This window comes from Planotetraspora mira (assembly GCF_016863275.1).
GTDB classification, from domain to species: Bacteria; Actinomycetota; Actinomycetes; order Streptosporangiales; family Streptosporangiaceae; genus Planotetraspora; species Planotetraspora mira.
In genome coordinates, this window is the sequence record NZ_BOOO01000031.1 from 60,393 (window position 1) to 85,896 (window position 25,504).

Below are 25,504 nucleotides of genomic sequence, written 5' to 3' on the forward strand. Positions count from 1 at the left end.
CAGCGACGGGCTGTCCCGGTGAGCCGCGTGCCGACTGGGCCGTACCGGAAACCACCGGTGGGCGGGGCCGTGATGACGGCCCCGCCCACCGGCGGCTTCGGACTACCTCGGATCAGTTCGGACTGGTGACCGTGAAGGACAATCCGACCTTGGTCGCCGAGTCGGCGCCGGCCAGCGTGATCTCGGTCGAGCCCGGCTTGGCCGTACCCGGAACGCTGACGGTCTGTCCGGAGACGATGCCGTCGCCGTTCGCGTGGACGGTGGTGGCGGACAGGCCGTCACCGAAGGTGATCGTGATCGCCTCGCCAGGGGCGAACCCGTTGGCGTCGATCACGATCGCCGTGCCGCGGGGCCCGGAGGTCGCGGAGGCGAGCGCCTCCGGCCGGTAAACCGGCGCCGTGGGCTCCTCGGTCACCTGCACGGTGGCCGTCGCCGGTGTCTGCGAGGACGTGCCGGCGGCGGTGACGGCGTACAGGCCGGGCTCGGCGTCGTCGGACGCCTCGACCGACGCGTGCACCGTCCCCGTTGACGAGGCCGCGACCGTCAGGCTCCGCACCAGGCTGGTGCCGAGCTTCACGGTCACCTGCTCACCGGCGGCGAACCCGTTGCCGTCGACGGTGATCGGGTCACCGGCGAGGGCCGAGGGCGTCACCGCGATCGACGGCTGCCGCCCGGACCGCGCCACGGTCACGGTGAACGACTCGGTCCTGCTCGACCGCGTGTCCCACGTGGTGACGTGCACCGTGTAGGTGCCCTCCTGCGCGTAGGTGTGCTGTGCGCCGATCTTGCCGGACGCCTCCACGGCCGCGTCGCCGGGAACCGTGCCGTCGCCCCACTGGACGCGTGCGTGGTAACCCTCCGAGCCCACGACGCCGCCGGCGACCGTACCGAGGTCCGCAGACAGGACCTGCCCCGCGGTGGCCTTCTGGGCCTGCGGCGCGGTGGTCTCCAGCGCGGGAGCCTGCGTGCCGTCGTCGGCGACGGCGAACACGTGGATCCTGCCCGCGGAGCCCGGGTCGCCGGACTGCGCCGGCAGGGTCACCGAGACCAGCTTCTTGCCCGCCGGGATCTGGTACGGCGCGGTGGCGAACAGGAACGGCTGGGCGCTGTCCCTGCTCGTGCCGTACAGCCGGTACGCCGCCTTGGCGACGACGATGTTGCCGTACGACGGCGTGCCGTTCGCGTTGCCGCCCAGCGTCCAGTCGCTCATCTGGATCGGGAGGGAGGCGGTGCTGCCGTCGCTGAACGTCGCGGTGGCGGTGGTGCTCTGGTTGCCCTGAGTGCCCGCGCCGATGAACGAGATGCTCTTCGCGTCGTCCGGCAGGTCCAGCACGATCGTCTTGCCGTTGCCGGTCGCGTCGTCCGCCTGCCCCGCCGGGATCTCCGGCAGCGTGAAGTGCAGCGCCGTGCCGGGCACGTCGTGCCGCTCGCCCTGGGTCACGCCCGCCTCCGCGAGAGCGGCACGGGAGTACGCCCACGACTTGGCGTCACAGTTGGCCGCGACGACGCCCTGGTCGCCGATGCACACGGTGTCGAAGGCCGCGGTCAGGCCGGAGGCCGGCGCGTAGGCCACCTCGACCCCTGCCGTGTCCGAGCCCTGCCCGTCGCCGTCGGTCACCGTCACGCCGGCCTGGTAGTAACCCGGCGTGGCGTAGGTGTGAGAGCCGCTGACGCCGTAGACGCCCCGAGAGCTCAGGGTCACGGTGCCCGGGGTGGCCGGCGTGCCGTCGCCCCAGTCGATCGTGGCCTGGTAGCCGCTCGCGTCGCCTCCGGTGACGGTGGCCAGCGGCGCCGACACCGCGGCGCCGGACCGCGCCTGGACGCCGCTCACGCCGGTCACCGCGATGTCGTCGCCGGTGAGCTGGACATCGCCGCCGGAGAGCAACTCGATCTCGGAAAGGTTCGTCTGCGCGGCGCCCACGGACTTGGTCACGACCAGGCGGAACTGGGTGAACCCCCCCGGGTGGTCGATCTTGAAGGACCGGGTCTGGTTCCGCCACGGGAAGACCTCTCCCTTACGGGAGTCGAGAGTGGTCCAGGTGATCCCGTTCTTCGAACCCTGCAGACGCCAGTCGGCCGGATCGCCCGCGTTCGCCCCCGAGGTGAGGGTGTAGTACGTCGGCTTCTGCCTGCCTCCGCGGTAGGTCCAGTTCACCTGCGGCGTGCCGGAGGCGAAGGTCATCTGCGTGGTCGACGTGTCGTCGAACAGCTTCGACGCGTCCTGCCCGCCGGTCGCGGTCGCGGTGCCGAGGCCCGGGCCGGTGGTGTCCTGGAACGGCTTGGGCGCCTCGTCGCCCTTGGTCAGCGACGGCGGGGCGTCGTGCTTGCCGGTGCCCCACGACGACGGCTTCGAGCCCATCTGGAAGTCGATCCTGCCGCCGCGGGCGAGCTCGGACGAGTCGATGGACACCGAGTGCTGCGTCTTCCCGTTGACCTTCACACCCTGCACGTAGACGTTCTTCGTGCTGTTGTCCGGCGCGTTGACCACGATGTCGCCGGTCTCGCGGTGGACGGTCATCTGGGTGAACTGCGGCGAGCCGATGGCCCAGTTGGACGAGCCGGCCTGCAGCGGGTAGATGCCGAGCGAGCTGAGGACGTACCACGACGACATCTCGCCGTTGTCCTCGTCGCCCAGGTAGCCCTGGCCGATCTCGCCGCCGACGTAGAGGCGCTGGAGGATCTCCCGCACGATCGCCTGCGTCTTCGACGGAGCTCCGGCGTAGTCGTACATGTACGGGATGTGGTGCGAGGGCTGGTTGCTCATGCCGAGCTGGCCCAGACGCACCGCACGCGCTTCGAGCATCTCGTGGATGAGGGCGCCGTACCCGCCGAAACGGTCGGCGTTCTCCGGGGTGGCGAAGAACTGGTCGAGCTTGTCCTGGAGCGCCTTCTGCCCGCCGTACAGGTTGGCCAGGCCCTGGCCGTCCTGCTGCGCGGTGAACGCGAAGTTCCACCCGTTGGTCTCGGTGTAGACGCCGCCCCAGTCGAGCGGGTCGCCGGCCAGGAAGTTGCCGGCCGCGTCACGCCCGCGGAAGAACTTCGTCTTGGTGTCGAAGAGGTTGACGTAGTTGCGAGCCCGCTCGAGGAAGTACTCCGACTCCTCCTTGAGCCTGGCGCGCTCCGACTTCGGCGTGGCCGGGTCCTTGGCCAGGGCCGCGCCCATGTTGCCGATGCCGTAGTCGTTGATGAAGCCTTCGAGCGCCCACGACACCGACTCGCCGGTGGAGGTCGGCGTGTAGCCGAGGAACAGTGAGCTCTCGATGCCCTTGCGGCCGACCTCGCTGCGTCCGGAGGCCACCGTCGCGTCCTTGACCGCGGAGTCGTACGCGGCGAGGGGGTCGGGCAGCTTGACGCCGTTGAGGTAGGCCTCGGCCAGTGCGACGTTCGCGCTGGTGCCGGTCATCAGGTCGGCGTAACCGGGGGACGACCAGCGGGCGACCCAGCCGCCGTCACGGTACTGCTGGACGAACCCGTCGGCGATCTTGGCCGCGATGTCCGGGTACAGCAGCGAGTAGGCGGGCCACACCGTGCGGTAGGTGTCCCAGAACCCGTTGTTGACGTAGATCTGACCGTCGACGATCTTCGCGCCGGTCTGCGTGGCGGTCGACGTGCCGGTCGGCGCGGACACCGGGCTGGCGTACTGCCAGTGCGGCTTGGCGGCGGTGCCGGTGTTCTCCGACTGCGAGTTCGGATAGAGGTTCAGCCGGTACAGGTTCGAGTACAGCGTCACCCGCTGCGTGTCGTTGGCGCCCCGCACCTCGATCCGGCCGAGGCGGTCCTGCCAGGCCGCGGTGGCGGCGGCGTGGATCTGGTCGAAGCTCTTGCCGGTGACCTCGAAGTCGAGGTTCTTGTGCGCCTGGTCGACCGAGAGGAACGACGTCGCGATGCGCAGCGTCACCTGCCGCGTCGCGGAGGTGTCGAAGGTGGCGGACGTGGCGGAGGTCGCCGTCGGCGCCCGGTCGAAGGTGCCCGACACGAACATCCGGCTGCGCCCGGCCGACAGGCCGCTTCCGTTGTCGACCCAGCCGGTGAACGTGCCGTCAGTGCCGATGGTGAACGTGCCGTTGTAGAAGACGAGGCTTCCACTGGCCTGCCCGGACGGGAAGGTGAACTGCATGATCCCACCGTGGTCGGTGGGCGACATCTGCGCGTTCAGGCCGTTCTGCAGCGTGACCGCGTAGAAGTCCGGCCGTGCGATCTCGTCGTTGTGGCTGAAGGCGAGTGCCCGGCCGCTGGGCGCTCCGGTGAGCGACCCGCCTGCGGGCACCGGCATGACCGACATCTGGTTGCGGTCGCCCATCCACGGGCTGGGCTCGTGCGAGATCTCCAGGCCCTGCAGCGTGGGCAGGTTGGCCGCGTTGTTCGCCCGCTGGTAGTCGTACTCCCAGTTGTTGGCCGCGGCGTTGGTGACCGGCGTGAAGAAGTTGAAGCCGTTCGGCATCGCCGAGATCGGCAGGTTGTTGCCGCGCGAGAACCCGCCCGTCGCGTTGGTTCCGCGCCGGGTGTCCACGTAGTTGGTCAGGCTGCGGCCGTCGATCGGCGCCGGAACGCCCGTCACGACGACGTCGTCGAGCCAGCCCTGGAAGCGGGTCGAGTCCGTCGCCTGGGGGTCGTCGTAGGCGAGCAGGATGCGGTCGATCGTCTTGCCGTTCGCGACGGCACCGATCTCGGACTGCACCGCGTTCCACTCGTCGGTCAACAGCACCTTCGCCGCACCCTGGCCCTCGGCCGTGAGCGCGTAACCGTGCTGGTCGACGGGGGAACGGCTGCTCAGGTAACTGCCGTCGGTGAAGTGCAGGTCCACGGCCACGTAGGTGGACGGGTACCGCGGGTCGTCGGCGGTGAACTCCGGGAAGACCTTGTAGGTCAACCGGCTCTTCGGCCCGACCGGGATGTTGACATCGAACAGTTTGTTGGTCGCGTACGCGCGACCGCCCGCCTGGGCGTAGCCCGCGTACCGCACCGCGGTCACTCCGGTGAATCCGGCCCCGGGCTTCATGTTGGCGCCGTCGACGGGACCGGGACCCGCGACGCTGACCATCGGGGTGGCAGGCCGCACGACGTCCGAGCCGTCGCTGATGTTCCAGTCGGCGAGTTGGATGATCGAGTCACCGGAGTTCGCGGTGACGTTCAGCCGGTAGTAGGTGTAGGCGGTCGTGTTGGAGACGCTGTAGGTGTTGGTGGCGAACCGCCCGCTGAAGCTCACCCCCGTCCGGCTGTCCAGGTCGGTCCACTCGCTGCCGTCGTTCGACCCCTGGACGGCGAAGTCCCTGGGGTCGCGGCCCGGCGCGTCGTTCGCGGAGGTCAGCGCGTACTTCTTCACCACGACGGGCTGGTTCATCCGGTAGGTGACCCAGCCGGTACGGCTGAACGCCAGCCACTTGGTCGACGAGTCGTCGTCCTTGAGGTTCGTGGCGACTTCGCCGGGCGGGTTGTCCGCGCTCGCGGTCACCGCGCCGACCTGGCCGAGCACGCTGCCGGGCAGTCCGGGGTTGGACCCGCTCAGGTTCGCCTGGACCGGCTTGCCGTTCGCGGTCTCGACGGTGCTCGCCGCGGGTTGCGGGTCGGCCGTCTCGAACGAGGAGATGAAGTCGCCGGGCTGCGCCGCGGCGCTCGCCGAAGGTGCGGCGGCGAGCACCCACACCGGCAGCGAAAGCGCCGTGGCCACGGCGGCCAACCGCCTCAGGGACAAGAGGCGGGCAAAGGGGGGATGTGACATCACGGGGGCCTTTCGACTCGATGGAGGTCGAGAGCGTCGATCGTCGGGGGATGAAGACCCTGGCTGCCGCAGTCGACCGACTGCGATGGGGCGCGAGTTGCCCGCGGGGGGACTCTGGCCTGGCTTGCCGTATGCCGGCCAGAGGTCCGCGCCCAAGCGGTTCGGCTCCGAGGGGGGTCAGCTCGGGTCAGCGTGGGTCGGCGCCGGGAGGGGTGCCGTAAAGCAGCGAGAACCGCCGCGACCGCTGCCGTGAGTAGGGACGTAGGTCTTGGACCATGCGGAAGCTCCACGAGGGGATGGCGGGCTCGCGGAAGGGCGCACCCGGCTGGAGATCGCGGCTAGCCTGGTTCCTCTGAGACAACGTTGTCAAGACTCACCGCGAAACCTCCGCGAAACAACCCGTTCGTTTTCCCGTGGTCGTCCGTCTGGTCAGGCGAGCGAGGCGACGCCGCGACCGGCGTACGCCTCCGGGGCGAGCACCAGGGCCGCGGCGCCGACCAGGCCCGCGGCGTTGCCGAGACTCGCCGTCGTCACCGTCAGCGTCCGCAGGAAGTCAAGCCGGCCGTGTTCGGCGATGGCCGCCCGCAGCGGCGGGAAGAGCAGGTCGTGGGCGGCCGAGACACCGCCGCCGATCACCACCCGGGACAGGTCGCAGATGGCCGCCGTCGAGACGATGCCCGCCGCGAGGGCACGGCCGGAACGCTGGAACGCTTCGCACGCATACGGATCACCGGCCCGGGCCGCGGTCGCGAGGTCCACCCCGGTCGGCGCCGGTACGGGTGCCTGCCACCCGGCGCGCAGCGCCCAAGCGACCATGCTCGGCCCGCTGCTCATCGCCTCGACGCAGCCACGCCCCCCGCACGGGCAGGGGACTCCGTCGAGGTCGACGACCATGTGGCCGATGTGCCCGGCGTTGCCGGTCGGGCCGCCGACCATCCGCCCGGCCTGGATCAGGCCGCCCCCGACGCCGGTGGAGACGACGATGCCCAGCAGGTCGTCGGCGCCCTGCCCCGCGCCGCGCCAGTGCTCCCCCGCCGCGGCGCAACTGCCGTCGCCGGCGAGCCGGACCGGGACCCCGGGGACCAGCTCCGCGAGACGGTGCAGCAGAGGGAAGCGGCGCCAAGCCGGGATGTTGACCGGGCTGATCGAGCCCTCCGGCAGGTGGATCGGGCCCGCCGAGCCCACGCCGACGCCGACCACCCGTGCCGTGCCGGCCGCCGCGAGCAGTTCCAGGACGAGTTCGGCCACCGGTCGCCAGACCACCTCGGGGTCCGGCGAGACGACCGTCGCCCGCACCCCGCGCTCGGCGACGGTCCCGTCGGCGGCGACCAGGGCGGCGGCGACCTTGGTTCCGCCGATGTCGACGGCGAGGGCGAGATCGGACATGCAGCGCTCCTATGGCTTGGACAACGTTGTCACAATAGCGGTCAGAGCCGGTATGGTTCCTTCATGGCTAGCGACGTCGGCCGTACGAGGCGGCCCACCATGGCGGACGTGGCGGACCTGGCCGGAGTGAGCCTGAAAACCGTCTCGCGGGTCGTGAACAACGCGCCGCACGTCCAGCCCGAGCTGATCGAGCGGGTGCTCGCCGCGGTGGCCGAGCTCGGGTTCCGCCGCAACCCCCTGGCCAGCTCCCTGCGCTCCGGGCAGACGAACGCCACGATCGGGCTGCTGATCGAGGAGATCGCCAACCCGTTCTACGCGACGATCGCGGGAGCCGCCGCCGAGGTGGCCCGGCAACACGACACGATGCTCATCATCGCCAGTTCCGAAGAGGATCCGGCGCGCGAGGAGCAACTGCTGCGGGACATGTGCGCCCGCCGCGTCGACGGGCTGCTCGTGGTGCCGGCCGGCGACGATCACTCGTTCCTGCGCGCCGAGATCGAACTCGGCACCCCCATGGTCTTCCTCGACCGGCCGGCCGGCGGGCTGCTCGCCGACACGGTGCTGCTCGACAACCGCGGGGGCGCGCGGGCCGGGGTCCGCCGGCTCGTCGAGGCGGGCCACCGCCGGATCGGCATCCTGCTCGACTCCATCGGCGTCTACACCATGCGCGAGCGGCTCGACGGCGCACAGGACGCGCTGGCCCCGGCCGGCGTGCCGTACGACACCCGGCTGGTCCGCGACGGCGTCCGCGATCCGGCGGCGGCCGCCCAGGTCGTCTCCGAACTGCTCGAAGGACCCGATCCGCCGACCGCCTTCTTCTCCCTGAACAACCGGATCACCCTCGGTGTGATCGAGGAACTGCACCGGCGCGGCAGCGACGCCGCGGTGCTCGGGTTCGACGACTTCGACGTGGCCCGCCTGGTGCCGTACCCGCTGACGGTGATCGCCTACGACACTCGTGAGCTGGCCCGGACCGCCACCGAGCTGCTGTTCCACCGGATCGAGGGGGATCGTTCCTGGCCGCGAACGGTGGTGCTCCCCACCGAACTGGTCGCGCGGGGCGCCCCTCCGCGCTGAGCCGGAACCGGCCGGCCACGCACCGCGGTCGTCGCGTCACGACCGATCGCCCACGGCTCGCCGTGAGCGGTGCCGACCGGTTGGATCATGCGAGGTGAGAGCCTCAGAGCGCTCGGAGACGCGTTACAAAACGGCCACATTGGACCGAGTCCAGTTGACACTCTCGTAACGCGGTAGGAGTCTCTATCCGCTGCCTGCCTGACAACGATGTCACGACCGATCGGAGGGAACCACAATCGTTATGTTTGCCGGCTCTTCCTCCTGCGGTACCGTGTCCCGTCAGGAACTCCACGCGGGCGTGGACACGCCTGTCAGCCGGTGCCGGGGCCAAGCGCCCTCGCACGATCGCTTCCAGCGGACATCGTCGCCGGCCCCCCACGACGAGGCTGCCGGGCCTGGTCTGCAGTCGACCACGGTCCGCAACCGCGTACGACTGCGGCACCAGCAAACGCCGATCACTCCCCGCACAGGCGAATCGTTCGAGAAATGAGCGAATCGGGGCTTTGTGGAGCCCCTCGTCTTCGAAATATGTTTCAGGCTGCGGTCAAAGTTGTCTGAACTGATGTCGACCCCCGGAGGCAACAATGTCATTGGAGACGTGGCGCGGCCGACTGCAGCCGGACGCGCGCGGATCCCTCCGGCGGCCCAGGGACGGCGGCCCCGCTGCCCCGCAGCCGTACCCGGGACGGGCCCGGAGTGAGGTGAGCTGGTCATGAGCGGCGCACCCGTCCTGTTGGAGATGCGTTCGATCACCAAGGAGTTCCCCGGAGTCAAGGCGCTGTCCGACGTCAACCTGGTGGTGCGGGCCGGAGAGATCCACGCGATCGCCGGGGAGAACGGCGCCGGGAAGTCCACCCTGATGAAGGTGCTCAGCGGGGTCTACCCGTACGGCACCTACTCCGGTGAGATCCTGTACCAGGGCACGGAGAGCCGGTTCTCCGACATCCGGGCCAGTGAGCACGCCGGGATCGTGATCATCCACCAGGAGCTCGCCCTGGTGCCCGGCATGTCCATCACCGAGAACATCTTCCTCGGCAACGAGCCCGGCCGCGGCGGTGTGATCGACTGGAAGATCGCCAACCGACGGGCCACCGAGCTGATGGCCCAGGTCGGTCTGGAAGAGGACCCGGACACGCTGATCAAGGACATCGGCGTGGGCAAGCAGCAACTCGTGGAGATCGCGAAGGCGTTCGCCAAGGACGTGAAGCTGCTCATCCTCGACGAGCCCACGGCCGCCCTGAACGAGGCCGACTCCCAGCACCTGCTGGACCTGCTCCGCGGCTTCAAGCTGCAGGGCATCACCTCGATCATCATCTCCCACAAGCTCAACGAGATCGCGCAGGTCGCCGACTCCATCACCATCCTCCGGGACGGGCGCACGATCGAGACCCTCGACATCAAGGCGGACGGCGTCGACGAGGACCGCATCGTGCGGGGCATGGTCGGCCGGGAGCTGCACAGCCGGTTCCCGGACCACACCCCCAACATCGGCGAGGTCTTCTTCGAGGTACGCGACTGGACGGTCCGGCACCCGATCTCCGCCGAGCGCCTGGTGGCCAAGCACTCCGGCTTCACCGTCCGCCGCGGCGAGATCGTCGGGTTCGCCGGCCTGATGGGCGCCGGGCGGACCGAGCTCGCGATGAGCCTGTTCGGCCGCTCGTACGGCACCTACGTCTCCGGGCAGATCTTCAAGGACGGCGAGGAGATCGTGCTGAAGTCCGTGTCGGACGCCATCGAGCACGGCCTGGCGTACGTCAGTGAGGACCGCAAGGCGATCGGCCTGAACCTGCTGGACGACATCAAGACCTCCATGGTGGCGGCCAAGCTGTCCAAGATCTCCAAGCACGGCGTGGTCGACCAGGTGCAGGAGTACCAGGCGGCCGAGAGTTACCGGAAGAGCCTGCGCGTCAAGGCCCCCACCGTCGACGAGGGGGTCACCAAGCTCTCCGGCGGCAACCAGCAGAAGGTCGTGCTGGCCAAGTGGATGTTCACCGACCCCGACCTGCTGATCCTCGATGAGCCGACCCGCGGCATCGACGTGGGCGCCAAGTACGAGATCTACGGCATCATCCAGCGACTGGCCGACCAGGGGAAGGGCGTCATCGTCATCTCCTCGGAGCTGCCCGAGCTGATCGGCCTGTGTGACCGGATCTACACGGTGTTCGAGGGGACCATCACCGGCGAAATCCTCCGCAAGGACGCCGACCCCGAACTCCTGATGAAGCAGATGACCTCAGTGAAGAAGGCGCAACGAGCATGAGCCGCGTGAAAGAACTCCAGAAGTCCCTGTTCGGAGGGACGACCTCCAACGCCCGGCAGTTCGGGATGATCTTCACGCTGGTCGCGATCGTCCTGCTGTTCCAGATCCTGACCGACGGCCTGACGCTGAGCCCCGGCAACCTCATCTCGCTGGTGAGCCAGTACTCCTACATCCTGATCCTGGCCATCGGCATGCTGATGGTCATCGTCGCCGGCCACATCGACCTGTCCGTCGGCTCGATCGCCGCGTTCGTCGGCATCGTGGTCGCGAACATCATGCAGGACTACTCGGTGCCGTGGTTCCTGGCCATCCTGATCGGCCTGGCGGTCGGCGCCGTGATCGGCGCCTGGCAGGGCTTCTGGGTGGCGTACGTCGGCGTGCCCGCGTTCATCGTCACCCTGGCCGGCATGATGTTGTTCCGCGGCGGCAACCAGTTCATCGGCAACGCCGACACCATTCCGGTGCCCGAAGGGTTCAGGAAGATCGGCGCCGGCTTCCTGCCGGAGATCGGCCCGAACACCGGATACAACAACCTCACCCTCCTGCTCGGCCTGGTGATCTGCGTGGCGGTCGTCGTCCGCGAGTGGCGAGGCCGCGCCACCCGGCGGGAGATGCAGGCCGAGGTCGCCCCCATGTGGATCTCGGTGATCCGGGTCGCGATCCCGCTCGTCGTCGTGGTGTTCGCGACGCTGCAGTTCGCCGGCGGACGCGTCGGAACCAGCTTCCCGATCTCCGGCATCATCCTCGGCGTCCTGGTCGTGATCTACGGATTCGTCACCCGCAACACGGCGGGCGGCCGGCACATCTACGCGGTCGGCGGCAACGCCCGCGCTGCCGAGCTGTCGGGCGTCAAGCTCAAGCGGGTCAACTTCCTGGTGATGATGAACATGTCGGTCCTGGCGGCTCTCGCCGGCATGATCTTCGTCGCCCGTTCGGCCGCCTCCGGGCCGCAGGACGGCATCGGCTGGGAGCTGGACGCGATCGCGGCCGTCTTCGTCGGCGGCGCGGCCGTCTCCGGCGGCCTCGGCACCATCAGCGGGTCGATCGTCGGCGGCCTCGTCATGGCCGTGCTCAACAACGGTCTGCAGCTGATGGGCGTGGGGTCCGACCGCGTACAGATCATCAAGGGCGTGGTCCTGCTGCTGGCCGTCGCACTCGACGCCTACAACAAGAAGCAGGGGCGCTTCTCAGTCATCGATTCACTGATGCGCCCATTCCGCCGGGACACACCGACCGGCGCCGAGTCTCCCGCCGAAGCGGGCCAAGAACGCGGCAAGAGTCCGGTGGCCGGCTGACGGCCACCGTTCTTCCTCACGGACGGAGCCTCCGCCCCGTCCTCCATCGAAGAAGGGCATCTGAAAATGCGCAATATCCTCGTCAGGGGCGTGGCGGCCGGCGCGATCGCGCTGCTGTCGCTCACCGCCTGCTCCTCCGAGCGTTCGGGCGGCGACGCCACCGCCACCAGCGGTTCGACCGAGGCCGCCAAGGGCTTCCCCGCCAACTCGCTGATCGGCGTCGCCCTGCCGGCGAAGACCTCGGAGAACTGGGTCCTGGCCGGTGACCTGTTCACCAACGGCCTGAAGGACGCCGGCTTCCAGTCGGACGTGCAGTACGCCGGTTCCTCCACGACCGTCGCCGACCAGCAGGCGCAGATCTCCGCCATGACCACCAAGGGCGCCAAGGTCATCGTCATCGGCGCGACCGACGCCGCGCAGCTGAGCACCCAGGTCGAGGCCGCCAAGCAGGCCGGCGCGACGATCATCGCCTACGACCGCCTCATCAAGAACACCCAGGGCGTCGACTACTACGTCGCGTACGACAACTTCAAGGTCGGCGAGCTCCAGGGCCAGGCCCTGCTCGACGGCATGGCGAAGAAGAAGGCGAAGGGCCCGTACACCATCGAGCTGTTCTCCGGATCGTCGGACGACAACAACTCGGCGGTCTTCTTCGACGGCGCGATGAGCGTGCTGAAGCCGAAGATCGACTCGGGCGACGTGGTGGTCGGCTCCGGCCAGACCGACATCAAGCAGACCGCCACCGACGGCTGGAAGGCCGAGAACGCCCAGCGGCGGATGGACTCGCTGCTGACCTCCACCTACGGCAGCAAGACGCTGGACGGCGTGCTCTCCCCCAACGACACGCTGGCCCGCGCCATCATCACCTCGGTCAAGGGTGCGGGCAAGCCGCTGCCGATCGTGACCGGCCAGGACTCCGAGGTGGAGTCGGTCAAGTCGATCGTCGCCGGTGAGCAGTACTCCACGATCAACAAGGACACCCGCAACCTGGTCGCGCAGACCATCCAGATGGTCAAGGACCTGCAGGCCGGCAAGACCCCCGAGGTCAACGACACCAAGTCGTACAACAACGGGGTGAAGGTCGTCCCGTCGTTCCTGCTCCCCCCGATGATCGTGACCAAGGACAACGTCGTCGAGGCTTACGCCAACGACCCCAACCTGGCCCCGCTCACGAAGTAGCAGCGCTCGTCTGAAGTCAGGCAAATCGTGGGTCCCCGGACGTCGGGGACCCACATTGTCGTCTAGCGGCGTTGCCCGACCGGAAAAGGGACCTCTCCCGTGACCGCGATTTCACATCAAGGGCGACGTAGCACCGGCGAGGGCGCGGCATGGCGCTGACGATCGCCGCCCCCAGCCAGGAGGAGGTCCGCCGGCGGAACCTGGGCGCGCTGCTCCGGTACGTGCACATCCACGGCGCCACATCCCGGGCCGAACTGACCGACCGGCTCGGGCTCAACCGCAGCACCATCGGTGCCCTCACCGCCGACCTGACCACCGCCGATCTGGTCAGCGAGGAGATTCCCCGCAAGACCGGCCGTGCCGGCCGGCCGTCGCTGGTGGTCCGGCCCCGATCGTCACGAGTGCACGCGTATGCGCTGAGCATCGAAGTGGACCGGCTGCGGGCCGCACGGGTCGGCCTCGGCGGGAAGATCCTGGACAGTCGTGCCGCGGATCGCCCACCCGGGCTGCCGATACTCGAGACCGTCGGCACGCTGGCCGGCTTCGTACGGGACATGCGGCGAGCCGCGCCCGCCGACTCCCGCTGCGTCGGCGGTGGAGTGGCCGTCACCGGCATGGTGCGCGGCGCGGACGGCGTCGTGCGGATCAGTTCGCCTGTCGGCGGGGTTGCCGGAACAGTGGGCGAGGCACTCGGCTCCACGCTCGGCCACGACCGCGCCCTCGTCGTCGCGAACTCGGCCGATGTCGGTGCCCTGGTGGAGCACACCCGCGGCGCCGCGGCGGGCTACGACAACGTCATCTACCTCCACGGCGACGTGGGCGTCGGCAGTGGCATCATCGCCGGGGGCCGACGGGTGACCGGGCACGGCGGCTACGGCGGGGAGGCCGGCCACATGGTCGTCAACCCACACGGCCGCGCCTGCGGGTGCGGATCCCGGGGCTGCTGGGAGACGGAGATCGGCGAGCAGGCGCTGCTCGAGCGCGCCGGACGGGCGGGTGCCACCGGCCGCGACGCCGTCCTCGCCGTCCTGGACGCGGCGTTGGACGGCGACAGGGCGGCCGAGGCCGCCATCCGGCACGTCGCGGACTGGCTCGGTTTCGGCGTGGTCAACCTCGTCAACATCTTCAATCCGAACATGGTGGTGTTCGGCGGCACGCTGCGCGAGTTGTACCTCGCAGGCGCCGCCCAGGTCCACAGCCGGCTGAGCACAATGGCGCTTCCGGGCTGCCGGGACCACATCCGGTTGCGCACCCCGGTGCTCGGCGACGACGTCCCTCTGATGGGCGCCGCCGAACTCGCCTTCGAACGTCTCCTGGAAGACCCGCTCGTCGCCGGCACCGGTTGAGACCTGGGCACCACTAAGGCTGTCGACATCCGACGCCCAGCCCGCCACCGGATGGGGGCTCGGTCACGCCCCGCCGGGCTCAGACGGACAGGCCGAGTCCTGCCGCCTCTCGCACCGGGAGGGAGGTGTCACACGACCCGTAGGAGAAGAAGCCGGCACGCACCGGCCGGACCTCCTCAGTCGTGAAGGACCGGGCCAGCGTGGCCAGCCTCTCGGCGTCGTCATCCAGCAGGACGGCCTCGACTTCGGACACCGGCCTACCTCGCTGAGCCTGCGCCGAGGCGAGCAGCACGTTGAGAAACCCGTAATGGGTGAACCCGGTGGCCTGGTCGACATGACGGACCGCATGGTGAAGGCCCGCGGTCGCCTTCACCGCGATGCCCGCGCGAGCCGCGACGACGAACGCGGCGGCCAGGTCGGCGGGGGCCGGGAACAACTCGGCCCGGACACCGCCGCAGCGCAATTTCAGTCCGACCGGCCGCTCGGCCTCCGGGCGTACGGCCAGCGCCGCGGTCATGGCCGGCGCCGCTGAGATGTCAGCCGCCTCGGCGAACAACGGCACCTGAGGCCCCGCCTGTGACGCGTCGAGCGCACGGAAGGCGACCTGCAGCGCCTCGTCGAGTGATCCCTCACGGGGTTGGTCCTTGGAATGCGGGCCATCGCCGGGTCGGTGCGGTGCCAGGGGGGTCACGGCCCATTCCACAGCGGCGAGCGTGAGCTGGCCGTCGCTCACGACCTGGTCGATGGCGTCCTGTGTCCTCGCCGGGTCGTCGCCTCCGATCAGGATGACCCGCAGGCGATCGTCCGCCGACAGTTCCGCGATGAGCTCCCCTATCCGCGCCGCCGGACACAGGAGGCGGTGGGTCAGCATCGGCGCGGCGGCGGCCAGGTCACTGCGATGACGCTCTACCGCCGATCTCATGTCGAGCGAGGTCGGCGGAAACAGCCCGGCGTCGTCGACCAGGGCGTCCAGCAGGCCCGTCATCACCGTCATGAGTTCTCCCAGCGAACGGACTTGAGCTCGGACAGCAGGTGATCTATTCCTGCGTGCGTGGTGGAGAAGGTCGGCGGTATGCGCAGGCAACTCAACAAAGCGTAGTACTTCACACCGCATCGTGTAATAGATCACTGATCCGGGTCATCGGCGTGCGGCTGTAAGGGAGGTGCCGGTCGCCGCGTGTTCAGTTTGATCACCGCGAGGACGCCTGCCGAGGTCACCGCGATCCCCAGGACGATCGACAGTCCGGACGCCAGGGAGTAGTACCCCAGCCACCCGGCGCTCCACGCGGAGAAGGGCATCATGACCGCGTAGTAGGCGACGGCCGCGGTGGCCGTGCTGATCGCCCACGCCCGGATCCGTATGCCGCCCCGCACGGCGCTCACCATCGTGGAGATCCCTCCGACGGGGACCAGCACGACGGCGAGGAGCACGGCGTACGGGTCGAACAGGATCGGCGTGTTCACCCCCGTATAGAACAACCAGACTCCCGCCCACAGCGTCAGCGCGGCCGCGGCGAAGCCGAACCTTCGCACACCGCATCCGAGGGTCACCAGTCCCGCCGCGAGGGCTGCCAGCAGCGCCGCCATGGGAACGGAGTCCTCAACTCTCCCCTGTGCTGACAGCGACACCGCGTTCGAGTAGTCGAAGCCGTCCTCCGCCCAGCCCAGCCGGCGCCAGGCACCCGCGGTGTCCCGCAGGGCGATCCCGTCCGCGCCGTTGGCGACGACCACGACGTATCCGCCGGAGAACTTCTGGATGGCGATCCCCAGGGACGCGACGGCCTCGGTGTCCTCGGGGAACTTGGTCGCGTGAGCTCTCGTCAGCCGGTCCTGGCCGCTGGGAGAAATCTCCCACGCGGTCACCCACCGGCCATTCCTCGACTCCTCGACCTTGAGCCTGTCGGGGACGATCCGGTAACAGCGGTCCGGCTGGTCGGGCACGCAGGCCGACGTCCTCGGAAGGGACGGCACCGGGACGGCCCAACTCGACCACGAATTCCCGCCGTCACTGGAGGCGAAGTTCGTCGCGGGCGGCCCCATCGACGATCCCCCGCGGGTCGACACGACGATCATGCCGTCGACCACGTCGACGGCATAGGCGCTGTACGGCCGGAAGATGTCCGCTGCGCCGGTCGCCGCCACGGCCAGCACGGTGACGGGGATCAGGACCGCGGCCCGTGCCAGCCGTACGGCTCGCGCGCCGGGGCGGTTCCAGGTCCACCAGGCGGCGTACAGCGCGGGGAGGGCGATGAGGTCGGTGGGATCGGCCAGGACCCGGGAGGGACCCCAGACAAGGGTCCAGGCCTCCGAGGCGAGGACGGCGCCGACGGCGGTGGTCTTGACCAGGGTGAAGGCCGCGCCGGTGAGCAGGATGGACACCCGGGGGCGGCGGATGAGCAGGTTGAGCAGGGGCGGGGCGACGATCAACCCGGCGAAGTCGCTGAGCTTGCCGGTGACCGGGCCCGGCCACAGCGCCTTGAAGAGGTGGTCGTTGAGCAGCAGGACTACCACGGCGATGACGGTCAGGGGGTGACCGAGCCAGCCCACGGCCGAGTTTCTCATGGCAGAAGAGACGAGGCGAGATCATGTGTTGTTCGCCCCGCTCCGCATTCGTGATCAAGCTGCGGCCGGGTGTTGACGTGCGAACCATCGCCGGCGACCAGGTCACCGGAATTCGCCGCGGTCTCCCGATCCGCGGGCGCCCGGCCATCCCCTGCCGCGGGCCTGCCGTCATCCGGCGACCGCGAACTCCAGGATCGCCTCCGCGGCGCGGTCCGGGCCGTCGACCTCGTCGTACCAGGCCTGGATCCGGCGCGCGGCCGCGCGATGAGACCCGCTGCCGAGCATCTTGTCGACCTGGGGGCCGACCTGGTCCAGATCGAGCGACTCGGCCGCCCCGAGCCGGTGAAGCAGGTCGACGTTGTGCTGCTGCTCGGGCTGCAGCGGCACCGCGAGGAGCGGGGTCCCGGACGCCATCGCGGTCTGGACGCTGCCCTGCCCGCCCGTGGTGATCGCGAGGTCGACCCTCGGCATGATCAGGTGGCTTGGCAGCACGCCCTCCACCAGCACGTCGTCTCCGGCCAGGTCGGCCAGGTCGTGTACGGTCCCCGCGACCAGGACCCGGGTGTGCAGCTGCCTGACGATGCGCCTGATCAGGTCGGGTGAGGTGGACGTGAGCGCGACGTAGACGACCGGACCGGGCTGGTCGAGGAACGCCGACACCCGGTCGGGAACGGGCAGGTCGAGGTGGGCGAACAGCGGGCCGGCGTATCGGAACCTGTCGCCCAGCTCGCCGGCCGGTACGCCGAGCACCTGCGGCACCTCGGGTATCAGCGTCAGGTCCCCGCACAGCAGCTCGGGCAGGCTGGGGATCCGAGGCACGCCGAGCTCGTCGGCCACGCGGTTGAAGCCGTCGCAGTACCAGGTGAGCTCCAGGACCCTCGGATCGAGGACGGGGGGCACCCAGGAGCCCGCGTGCTCGGTCACCAGCTTGATCCCGGCCAGCCGTGTGGACAGCAGCGTGCTCAGCGCGATCCCGGTGACCGCGACCGTGATGCCGTGCTCCCGGAAGTACTCGGCTTCCGCCAGCGCGTGCTCACGCAGCTCGTCGTCGGTGTACATGCTCTGGTCGGCAGGGCCGAGCCCGAGACCGTTCTGGACGAATCGGACGCAGCGTTCGTGGTCCATGCGCGGTTCGACGATGTCGTACGGCACGCGGAGCTGGTTCTCGTGCGTGCCACCGTGGGTGGCGATCCTGACCTGGGCGCCGCGGCGGCGGAGTGCGTGGTAGATGTCCAGCATCCGCGAGGTCTCCGACAGGTATCCGCAATGGGGGACAAGAGCGATCATATTAGGTAATATATTGCCTATGTCTGAGCCGTACAAGGCCCCCGAGCCACATGTGCACGCCTTCCGAGGGGTCCTCGCCCTCGCCCAGCGACTGCGTTATCTCATGGACGACAGGCTGCGCGGGGACGGGCTCACCACACAGCAGGCCGCCCTGCTGACCGTGGTGGACGCGCTCGGCGAACCGTCACTCAAGGAGGCGGCCGCCGTGCTCGGCAGCACACACCAGAACGTCGCCCAGCTCGTCGCGTCCCTGGAGCGCAAGGGGATGCTCCAGATCGCCACCGACCCCGCCGACCGGCGCCGCCGCAGGCTGGTGACCACGGCGGCCAACACGGAGTACTGGCGCGAGCGGAACATCGGCGACCACGCCGCCGTCGCCACGTGGTTCTCCGGGCTCAGTTCCGACGAGCTCGAGACGCTGTGCGGGCTCCTCGACCGCGTCCTCGCCGATGTGAAGCAGGCCGATGTGAAATAGGCCGAGTCCGCAGAGGCCCGCGGCGGCCGCCGGAGGCGCGGACATGAGTCTCAGGGCGTGCTGACGTCGTGGGTGGTCCCGCCGGCGACGGCCTGGAGTTTGTCGGGGTTGGCGACGTTGTGAACGGCGACGATGCGGCCGTCGGCGTCGAAATCGAAGGTGACGGTGGCGATCACACGGCCCGGGCCGCTGAACACCATGCCCGGGCCGCCGTTGATCTCGACCAGTTCGGCGTTCATGTCGGCGGGCTCGACGCCCTGGTAGGTGACCGTGCCGATGGCGGCGAACCAGGCGGCCACCGTTTGTGCGCCCACGATCGGACGCAGGGCCTGACGGACCTTGCCGCCGCCGTCGGTCCACAGGGTGACGTCAGGAGACAGCAGTTCCATGAGGGTGTTGATGTCCCCTCCGGTCGCGGCCGCCAGGAAGCGCTTGGTCACGTCGCGCTGCCGCGACCGGTCCGCGGTGAAACGCGGCCGCCGGGCCCGCACATGCTCGCGAGCACGGTGCGCGGCCTGACGCACCGCGACCTCGGAGCGCCCCACCGCCTCCGCGATCTCGGTATGGCCGAAGTCGAAGACCTCCTTCAGCACGAACACCGCGCGCTCGAGCGGGCTCAGGGTCTCCAGCACCACCAGCATCGCCATCGACACGGACTCGGCGCCGGTGACGTCGTCGGCGGTGTCGCCGCTGGTGAGAATGGGCTCCGGAAGCCACGGCCCGACATAGGTCTCGCGCTGGTTCCGGGTGGAGCGCAGCCGTTCGAGCGCCAGGTTCGACGCGATCCGCGCCAGATAGGCCTTGGGGTCGGTCACCTGCGAACGGTCGGCGGCCGACCATTTGATCCAGGCGTCCTGGACCGCGTCCTCGGCATCGGCCGCGGTGCCGAGGATGCGGTAGGCCACGGAGAAGAGCAGGTTGCGATGTTCGTTGAACACCTGCTGGTCATGGTCCGGGGACAGGTGGGTCACCGCACACCCCGGATGCGGGTGAAGCGGCCGCCGCGGGGCCAGAACGCGCCTGAGGCCGGCATCTTCTTCATGCGGCCGTACGTCGGCCAGGGGGAGGCGGTCACCGTCTCCTTATACCGTGCCGCCATACGGCCGGTCAGATGCACCCGTCGGGGGCTGTCGTCGGGGTGGGTGAACTGGACGACCGCGTCATGCCGTCCCAGGCTCACCGGCGTGTGGTAGTAGCCGAAGCGGAACGGCTTGGGCCGCTTGCCGTTCAGCGTACGGAAGATCGACACGGCGGCGTGCACCCCGGTCGGCATGCCGCCCTGGCAGGTGCCGTGCATGACGCCGTAGCCCTGGCGGATCGCGGCCGCGTCGCCCACGGCGTACACGTCCGGGTGCGACACCGACCGCAGCGCGGTGTCGGTGACGACGCGGCCGCGCTCGTCGACGGTCAGGCCCGCGGCGGCCGCCAGCGGCGACACCCGCGTGCCGCTCGTCCACAGGACGACATCGGCGGCGATGCTCTCCCCGCCCGCCAGTTCGACCGAGTCGGGCAGCACCTTCACCACCTCGATCCCGCTGCGCACGTGGACGTTCAGGCGTTCGAGCGCGGCCTGAAGGTACGCCTTGGCCTTCGGGGTCATGGCCGCACCGGGTTCCTGGCGTCCCAGCAGGACGACGTTCAGCTCCGGGTGCCGTTCGGCGATCTCCGCGGCCGACTCGACGCCGGTCAACCCGCTGCCACCGACCACGACCGTGCCGCGGCCGAGCTGGGCCAACCGGCCGGCCAGCACCTCGGCGTCCTGGGCGCTGTTGAGGTTGTACGCGTGGTCCTCCACGCCCGGCACCGCCGCCGTGTCGGCCACGCTGCCCAGCCCGTACACCAGGGTGTCGTAGTGCAGCACCCGGTCATCGTCGATCCGCACGGTCTTCGCGTCCGCGTCCACCGCCGTCACCCAGCCACGGACGAACCGCGCACCCGTGCCCTCCAGCAACTCCGGGATGTTCATCTCGGCGACCTGCTGCCCGGTCGCCGAGAGGTGCAGCCGCAGCCGCTCGGTGAACCGCTCCTGCGGGTTCACCAAGGTCACCTGCACGTCCTCGCGCCGCTCGACCCGGGCCGCGAGCTGGATCGCCGCGGCCATGCCCGCGTACCCCGCCCCCAGGACCAGAACGCGGTGCGTGGCCGCCATGCCGGCTTCGTGCTGAGTGCTCATCGTGGTGCCTCTCTCTTCGTGCTGACGACCACGAGATGGAAGCCGCCCTCCCTTTCGTGACATGGGATCGATGTGACACGCGTCACATGCCTGGACCGGCCTGAGCGCCGAGGTCACCTCGTGAAGACCGGCGCGCGCGGCTCACACCCGGCCGGCCGGCAGCCCCCACCTATTGAGCGCGACGCCCGTCAGTCCACCAGTGAGCCACCGCTGAGGTTGGCCACCGTGCCCGTCATCGCCGCGGCATCGGCGGAGGCGAGGAACACCGCTCCTCCGGCGACATCGGCGAGTGTCGGGAGCCGCTTGAGCAGCGTCCGCTCCCGCATGGCATCGGTGAACTCGGCGCGCGTGATGCCCAGCGCCTGGGCGTGCAGTCCGAAGACCACGTCGATCGTCGCCGTCTCGGGGATGCCGTCGGGCCGCAGGCACACCACCCGGACGCCCTGCGGGCCGAGTTCGGCCGCGAGGACGCGGGTCAGCGCCTCCACCCCGGCCCAGGCGGGTGCCATCCCCCCGACGAAGGGGGCGGCGGCGCGGCTGGGCGCGGCGGTGAGCGTGATGATCACCCCGGAGCCCTGGCGGGTCATATGCCGCCCCGCCACCTGTGCGGTCAGGAAGTGGGAGGTCAGGTAGGCGTGGATCGGCGCCTGGAAGCGGTCCAGCTCCAGGTCGGCGAGCGCGGTGCCCTGGATGCCGGCCTGCGGCAGGCCCATCGCGTTGAAGGAGATGTCGATGCCGCCGTGCCGGGATGCCACGCCGTCCGCGTGTTCGCGCACCGCCGCGGCGTCGAGCGCATCGACGTGCGCCGCCTCGGCGAACCCGCCCTCAGCGGAGATCTCCTTGGCCACGGCCTCGAGTGGACCGAGGTCGCGGCCGGTGAGGAAGACCCTCGCTCCCTCGCGGGCGAAGGCCCGCGCCACCGCACCGCCGATCGCCCCGCCCGCCCCGTAGATGATCGCGTTCTTGTTGTCCAGCCGCATGCTGAGCTCCTGTGTCGTCGATACGGACACCGATACAGACCAGCGCGATGCGGAGAACTCGTCACCGTTCGGGTGCTGATTTCCGTACGGGACGACGGTCTGTATGTGTACGCAGGCGCGAGGAGACCATGATGCAAACTGGCACGATGAGCCCGGACACGACCCGGTTCGCCGCGTTGACCGACCCCTACCGCACCGAGTTGCTTGTGCATTGCTACCGCATGCTCGGGTCGGTGCACGAGGCGGAGGACCTGGTGCAGGAGACGTTTCTCCGGGCCTGGCGTTCCTTCGGCGCCTTCGAAGGGCGCTCCTCGGTGCGCACCTACCTGTACCGGATAGCCACGAACGCCTGTCTCACGGCCCTGGAGCAGAGGTCGCGCCGGATCATGCCCTCTGCTCACGGTTTCGAGCCCGGCGAGCCGAGCTGGCTGGAGCCGATCCCGGACGCCCTGCTGGCACGCGCCTCCGATCCAGCCGCCGTCGTCGACACGCGGGCGTCCGTACGGCTCGCCTTCATCGCCGCACTGCAGCACCTGCCACCGATCCGGCGTGCCGTACTGATCCTTCGCGATGTGCTCTCCCTGTCCGCGGCCGAAGCCGCGGAGGTCCTGGACACCACGACCGCCGCGGTCAACAGCGCCCTGCCCCGGGCCCGAGCACAGATCGCCCAGGTCGCGCCCATCGCCGACAAGGTCGTCGAACCTGCGGAACCACGCCGGCGTGCCTTGCTCGATCACTATGTCGCCGCGTTCGAGACCGCCGACATCGGCGCCCTGACACGGCTCATGCGGGCCGACATCGCTCTGGAAATGCCCCCTCAAGCCGAGTGGTTCCGTGGCCGGAGCGCCGTCGCGGAATTCTTCGCCACCCGCGTTCTCCGCAAGCCGGGCCGCTTCTCCATGGTGCCCACAGCGGCGAACGGGCAGCCGGCGGTCATGGCCTACCTGCACGAGGACGACGGCACTCACCGGCCGCACGCCGTCCATGTGCTGACCATGGACACCACCGGTCTCGCTCACATCGCGGTCTTCTTCGAATCCGCCGTCCACACGTTGTTCACCAGCGCACGGCTGCCCTGACCCGCGCCCGCCCCGCTCGGCGCCATGCCGTCACGGTGACCTCTCCGGCGGTTTACGTGGCGGACAAGCCGCGCTCTTCCGCCGACCGGAGGTCATGATGGGAGGGGTGCACCTTGAAGATTGCGTGGAACTCCGCTTCCATTCGGGCGCCCAGAGCGCCGGCACTCATGAGAACCTGTCGGCGATCCGCCAGGACGGAAGGCACCTGTGGATCGCGGGCGACGAGACGGCGACCATCGAGCGGCTGACGTTACGTGACGGCGTCTACGACGAGCAGCGCACCTTCAATCTGGCCGACTTCGTGGATCTCCCGGCCGGGCCGGAGGCGGAGGCCGACATCGAGGGGTTGGCCAGAACCGACGGCTGGCTCTGGGCGATCGGTTCGCACAGCCTCAAGCGCAAGCGGGTCAAACCGGGCCACTCCACTGACAGGGCCCGCAAGAGGCTGGCCACGGTGATCCGCGAGGAGAACCGGTTCGTGCTCCTGCGCCTGCCGCTTCAAGACGGCGAACCGGTGCGCGCGGACGGCCGTCGCAGGGCCGCCATCCTCGCCGACCACGACAATCTCGCCGACATGCTCTCCGACGATCCCCACCTGGCTCCGTTCCTGAAACTGCCGGGCAAGGACAACGGCCTCGACATCGAGGGCATCGCCGCCGTCGGAGACGAGCACGGCGACCGGCTCTATGTGGGGCTCCGCGGACCGGTCCTGCGCGGGTGGGCGGTGCTGCTGGAGATCCGGCCCGTGACCCATCCGCGCGACCCGTCCAGACTCCGGCTGGCCGAGCCGTACCGGACGCATTTTCTGGACCTGGACGGCCTGGGCATCCGCGACCTGTGCCCGTACGGCGACGACCTGCTGATCCTCACCGGCCCGAGTATGGACCTCGACGGCCCGGTCCGGGTCGTGCGCTGGCGGAACGGCTCCGTCCGCGACGTGGTCACCGCCAAGGATCTGGAACACGTGGCCGACCTCCCCTTCGGCCGCGGCTGCGACCATCCCGAGGGCCTGGCCGTGCTGGACGACGGACGGCTGATCGTCGTCTACGACAGCCCCGCTCCGGAGAGGCGGACCGCGACGGGCGTCTACGCCGACCTCATCCGCATCGATTGACGCGGACCGCTTTCACCCGGCTCGATGACGGCCGAGTCGAATGGAGGTGCCGCCTCGCGCGCTACCGCAGCAACACGTTGATGAGCACTGTCAGCAGCACGGAGAGAAGGATCGACACCGCGATCATCGCGAGGCAGCCCATCGCCCCGCCGAGAGGACGGATCTTGAAGTCACGCGCCATACGGTTATGACCCCTTCGCCCCAGATATCCCTTTCTGCGGGCCTACCCAGCGCTCTCCGCCCGAATCCGTCGGCGGGTCCGATCAGTGGACCTCAGCTCAGACGCTGCTCGATATGGACGGTCACCTCGTCGCCGATGCCCTTGCCGAGGCGCTTTCGCAGGGCCGCGTTGATGGAGAGCATGTGACCGCCGGCGCCGGTCGGCATGAAGGCCGCAGTGATCGGCTGGCCGTCGATCGTCGCGGCGACCTTGACGGACCTGCCCGTACCGAAGAACTCCACTGAGTCGGGCATGGCCACGCACGACCAGGTTTCCCCCTTGACGTCGACCCCGATGGGGGCCGTGAAGGTGTGGTCGAGCGGTTGCGGCTGTGCTGGCATCTGGTCGCCTCCCGGCCTAGAGGCTAACCGGCGCATGTGAACGGCGTCCACGTTACGGATTCACCACGTGTCCCAGTGGATCACCTGGTCGGGAGCCGGACGGTCGGCCGGGCGGAAGTCGGTGCCCTTGGTGTACGCGAGCGGCGTCAGCACCGCCTGCGCGACGGTGTCGTACGGGATGCCGAGGATCTCCGCGACCTCCCGCTCGCGGGCCACGTGCATCGACGTCCAGGCGGTGCCGAGCCCGCGCGCCCGGGCCGCCAGCATGAAGCTCCACATCCCCGGCAGGATGTTGCCGATCCCCGCGATGGCCGAGGCCCGGTCCCTGCCCTCGTTGCAGCCGAGCACCAGCACAGGAGCCTCGCCCATGTGCTCGCCCAGATAGTCGGCCGAATCCGCGACCCGGCTCTGGACACGGTCACGCTCGGCGTCACCGGTCGGCCTGCCCGCGTAGCCGGGCGATGCCTTGTACATGGCGTACACCTGCCGGTACACCTCACCGATCGCGCGACGCTTCTCTTCGTCTCGGATCACCACGAACCGCATCGTCACCACGTTCGACCCGGACGGCGCCTGCAACGCCATCGCCACACACTCACGCGCCACGTCGTCGGGAACCGGACGCGTGAAGTCGAGACGCTTGCGCACCGCACGCGTGGTGGAAAGCAACTGGTCCGGGGTGAGATCAAGCGATGTCATACCGGCGAGTTTATTGATCCACCCCGAGCACCCCGCCCAGGGGCTGCGGGAGGGAACGCTGCACCTACCGGTCGGACCACGGCGGAGACGCCGGCGTAGCCGATGCGGATCTCGCTGCTCGACGGCTTCCCCATGGGGAATTCAACAGATGGGAATCATTCGGCAGATTGAGGCATGCGTTTCCGGCAGCCGGACTGCATTCTCCATGGGGGGTAGATGTAAAACACGGTGACCCATGAGGGACACCTTCGAACATCGACCGGTCATCACGCCGTCGACACGACCCGAAAGCCGATGCCTCACATTCACCAT

18 protein-coding genes are annotated in these 25,504 nt (G+C 69.5%); 8 read left to right on the forward strand and 10 right to left on the reverse strand.

Annotated elements, in window-relative coordinates:
• Positions 1–112: 112 nt before the first annotated feature.
• Together Pmi06nite_RS26075 and Pmi06nite_RS26080 are read right to left on the reverse strand one after the other, a co-directional pair.
• On the reverse strand, positions 113–5,668 hold the full coding sequence (locus Pmi06nite_RS26075; protein WP_203955764.1) for a GH92 family glycosyl hydrolase: 5,556 nt from the start codon (positions 5,666–5,668) through the stop codon (positions 113–115).
• A gap of 480 nt (positions 5,669–6,148) precedes the next feature.
• Positions 6,149–7,105 (reverse strand): ROK family protein, encoded by a 957-nt coding sequence (locus tag Pmi06nite_RS26080; RefSeq protein ID WP_203955765.1) that lies wholly within the window; start codon positions 7,103–7,105, stop codon positions 6,149–6,151.
• A 63-nt stretch (positions 7,106–7,168) separates the two neighbouring features.
• Between Pmi06nite_RS26080 and Pmi06nite_RS26085 the strand changes: the two genes are divergently transcribed.
• The 5 genes from Pmi06nite_RS26085 to Pmi06nite_RS26105 all read left to right on the forward strand — a co-directional run bounded on the left by Pmi06nite_RS26085 (position 7,169) and on the right by Pmi06nite_RS26105 (position 14,262).
• Entirely contained in the window at positions 7,169–8,182 is a 1,014-nt protein-coding gene (locus Pmi06nite_RS26085; RefSeq protein WP_239114210.1) for a LacI family DNA-binding transcriptional regulator, read from the forward strand.
• 712 nt (positions 8,183–8,894) lie between these two features.
• Positions 8,895–10,442 (forward strand): multiple monosaccharide ABC transporter ATP-binding protein, encoded by a 1,548-nt coding sequence (gene mmsA, locus Pmi06nite_RS26090; protein ID WP_239114211.1) that lies wholly within the window; start codon positions 8,895–8,897, stop codon positions 10,440–10,442.
• Positions 10,439–11,737 (forward strand): multiple monosaccharide ABC transporter permease, encoded by a 1,299-nt coding sequence (mmsB, locus tag Pmi06nite_RS26095; RefSeq protein ID WP_203955766.1) that lies wholly within the window; start codon positions 10,439–10,441, stop codon positions 11,735–11,737. The genes mmsA and mmsB overlap by 4 nt, the downstream gene beginning before the upstream one ends.
• 66 nt (positions 11,738–11,803) lie before the next feature.
• Positions 11,804–12,916: a substrate-binding domain-containing protein gene (locus Pmi06nite_RS26100; RefSeq protein WP_203955767.1), complete on the forward strand. Its 1,113-nt coding sequence runs from the start codon at positions 11,804–11,806 to the stop codon at positions 12,914–12,916.
• A gap of 149 nt (positions 12,917–13,065) precedes the next feature.
• Positions 13,066–14,262: an ROK family protein gene (locus tag Pmi06nite_RS26105; protein ID WP_203955768.1), complete on the forward strand. Its 1,197-nt coding sequence runs from the start codon at positions 13,066–13,068 to the stop codon at positions 14,260–14,262.
• Between the two features lie 79 nt (positions 14,263–14,341).
• On the opposite strand, the gene Pmi06nite_RS26110 is transcribed toward Pmi06nite_RS26105, so the two are convergent.
• The 3 genes from Pmi06nite_RS26110 to Pmi06nite_RS26120 form a co-directional block, all read right to left on the reverse strand.
• On the reverse strand, positions 14,342–15,256 hold the full coding sequence (locus Pmi06nite_RS26110; RefSeq protein ID WP_203955769.1) for a hypothetical protein: 915 nt from the start codon (positions 15,254–15,256) through the stop codon (positions 14,342–14,344).
• Between the two features lie 131 nt (positions 15,257–15,387).
• Positions 15,388–16,824, reverse strand: a complete 1,437-nt coding sequence (locus Pmi06nite_RS26115; protein WP_203955770.1) for a hypothetical protein — start codon at positions 16,822–16,824, stop codon at positions 15,388–15,390.
• Positions 16,825–16,992: 168 nt separating this feature from the next.
• Positions 16,993–18,111, reverse strand: a complete 1,119-nt coding sequence (locus tag Pmi06nite_RS26120; RefSeq protein WP_203955771.1) for a glycosyltransferase — start codon at positions 18,109–18,111, stop codon at positions 16,993–16,995.
• A 19-nt stretch (positions 18,112–18,130) separates the two neighbouring features.
• Between Pmi06nite_RS26120 and Pmi06nite_RS26125 the strand changes: the two genes are divergently transcribed.
• Positions 18,131–18,586 carry a MarR family winged helix-turn-helix transcriptional regulator gene (locus Pmi06nite_RS26125; RefSeq protein ID WP_203955772.1) on the forward strand — a complete coding sequence of 152 codons (456 nt, stop codon included), beginning with the start codon at positions 18,131–18,133 and terminating at the stop codon, positions 18,584–18,586.
• Positions 18,587–18,636: 50 nt separating this feature from the next.
• Here the strand turns inward: Pmi06nite_RS26125 and Pmi06nite_RS26130 are convergent, their stop codons facing one another.
• From Pmi06nite_RS26130 to Pmi06nite_RS26140, 3 genes are all read right to left on the reverse strand, one after another.
• Positions 18,637–19,557 (reverse strand): RNA polymerase sigma-70 factor, encoded by a 921-nt coding sequence (locus Pmi06nite_RS26130; protein ID WP_308442530.1) that lies wholly within the window; start codon positions 19,555–19,557, stop codon positions 18,637–18,639.
• Complete coding sequence (locus Pmi06nite_RS26135; RefSeq protein WP_239114212.1) at positions 19,554–20,759, reverse strand: NAD(P)/FAD-dependent oxidoreductase; 1,206 nt, start codon at positions 20,757–20,759, stop codon at positions 19,554–19,556. Before Pmi06nite_RS26135 ends, Pmi06nite_RS26130 begins: the two co-directional genes overlap by 4 nt.
• Before the next feature lie 188 nt (positions 20,760–20,947).
• Entirely contained in the window at positions 20,948–21,739 is a 792-nt protein-coding gene (locus Pmi06nite_RS26140) for an SDR family NAD(P)-dependent oxidoreductase (RefSeq protein ID WP_203955773.1), read from the reverse strand.
• Between the two features lie 131 nt (positions 21,740–21,870).
• On the opposite strand from Pmi06nite_RS26140, the gene Pmi06nite_RS26145 reads away from it, so the two are divergent.
• Positions 21,871–22,818 (forward strand): RNA polymerase subunit sigma-70, encoded by a 948-nt coding sequence (locus Pmi06nite_RS26145; RefSeq protein WP_308442531.1) that lies wholly within the window; start codon positions 21,871–21,873, stop codon positions 22,816–22,818.
• Between the two features lie 106 nt (positions 22,819–22,924).
• Positions 22,925–23,932, forward strand: coding sequence for a DUF3616 domain-containing protein (locus Pmi06nite_RS26150; RefSeq protein ID WP_203955775.1), 1,008 nt, complete (start codon positions 22,925–22,927; stop codon positions 23,930–23,932).
• Between the two features lie 273 nt (positions 23,933–24,205).
• On the opposite strand, the gene Pmi06nite_RS26155 is transcribed toward Pmi06nite_RS26150, so the two are convergent.
• Entirely contained in the window at positions 24,206–24,493 is a 288-nt protein-coding gene (locus Pmi06nite_RS26155) for a DUF1905 domain-containing protein (protein WP_203955776.1), read from the reverse strand.
• A gap of 60 nt (positions 24,494–24,553) precedes the next feature.
• Positions 24,554–25,192 (reverse strand): nitroreductase family protein, encoded by a 639-nt coding sequence (locus tag Pmi06nite_RS26160; RefSeq protein WP_203955777.1) that lies wholly within the window; start codon positions 25,190–25,192, stop codon positions 24,554–24,556.
• Positions 25,193–25,504 lie beyond the last annotated feature (312 nt).

Bases quoted from the DNA above. Each gene is read 5' to 3' on its own strand.
- Pmi06nite_RS26080 (WP_203955765.1), bottom strand. From the start codon at position 7,105: ATGTCCGATCTCGCCCTCGCCGTCGACATCGGCGGAACCAAGGTCGCC.
- Pmi06nite_RS26085 (WP_239114210.1), top strand. From the start codon at position 7,169: ATGGCTAGCGACGTCGGCCGTACGAGGCGGCCCACCATGGCGGACGTG.
- mmsA (WP_239114211.1), top strand. From the start codon at position 8,895: ATGAGCGGCGCACCCGTCCTGTTGGAGATGCGTTCGATCACCAAGGAG.
- mmsB (WP_203955766.1), top strand. From the start codon at position 10,439: ATGAGCCGCGTGAAAGAACTCCAGAAGTCCCTGTTCGGAGGGACGACC.
- Pmi06nite_RS26100 (WP_203955767.1), top strand. From the start codon at position 11,804: ATGCGCAATATCCTCGTCAGGGGCGTGGCGGCCGGCGCGATCGCGCTG.
- Pmi06nite_RS26105 (WP_203955768.1), top strand. From the start codon at position 13,066: ATGGCGCTGACGATCGCCGCCCCCAGCCAGGAGGAGGTCCGCCGGCGG.
- Pmi06nite_RS26110 (WP_203955769.1), bottom strand. From the start codon at position 15,256: ATGACGGTGATGACGGGCCTGCTGGACGCCCTGGTCGACGACGCCGGG.
- Pmi06nite_RS26115 (WP_203955770.1), bottom strand. From the start codon at position 16,824: ATGAGAAACTCGGCCGTGGGCTGGCTCGGTCACCCCCTGACCGTCATC.
- Pmi06nite_RS26120 (WP_203955771.1), bottom strand. From the start codon at position 18,111: ATGATCGCTCTTGTCCCCCATTGCGGATACCTGTCGGAGACCTCGCGG.
- Pmi06nite_RS26125 (WP_203955772.1), top strand. From the start codon at position 18,131: ATGTCTGAGCCGTACAAGGCCCCCGAGCCACATGTGCACGCCTTCCGA.
- Pmi06nite_RS26135 (WP_239114212.1), bottom strand. From the start codon at position 20,759: ATGAGCACTCAGCACGAAGCCGGCATGGCGGCCACGCACCGCGTTCTG.
- Pmi06nite_RS26140 (WP_203955773.1), bottom strand. From the start codon at position 21,739: ATGCGGCTGGACAACAAGAACGCGATCATCTACGGGGCGGGCGGGGCG.
- Pmi06nite_RS26145 (WP_308442531.1), top strand. From the start codon at position 21,871: ATGCAAACTGGCACGATGAGCCCGGACACGACCCGGTTCGCCGCGTTG.
- Pmi06nite_RS26155 (WP_203955776.1), bottom strand. From the start codon at position 24,493: ATGCCAGCACAGCCGCAACCGCTCGACCACACCTTCACGGCCCCCATC.
- Pmi06nite_RS26160 (WP_203955777.1), bottom strand. From the start codon at position 25,192: ATGACATCGCTTGATCTCACCCCGGACCAGTTGCTTTCCACCACGCGT.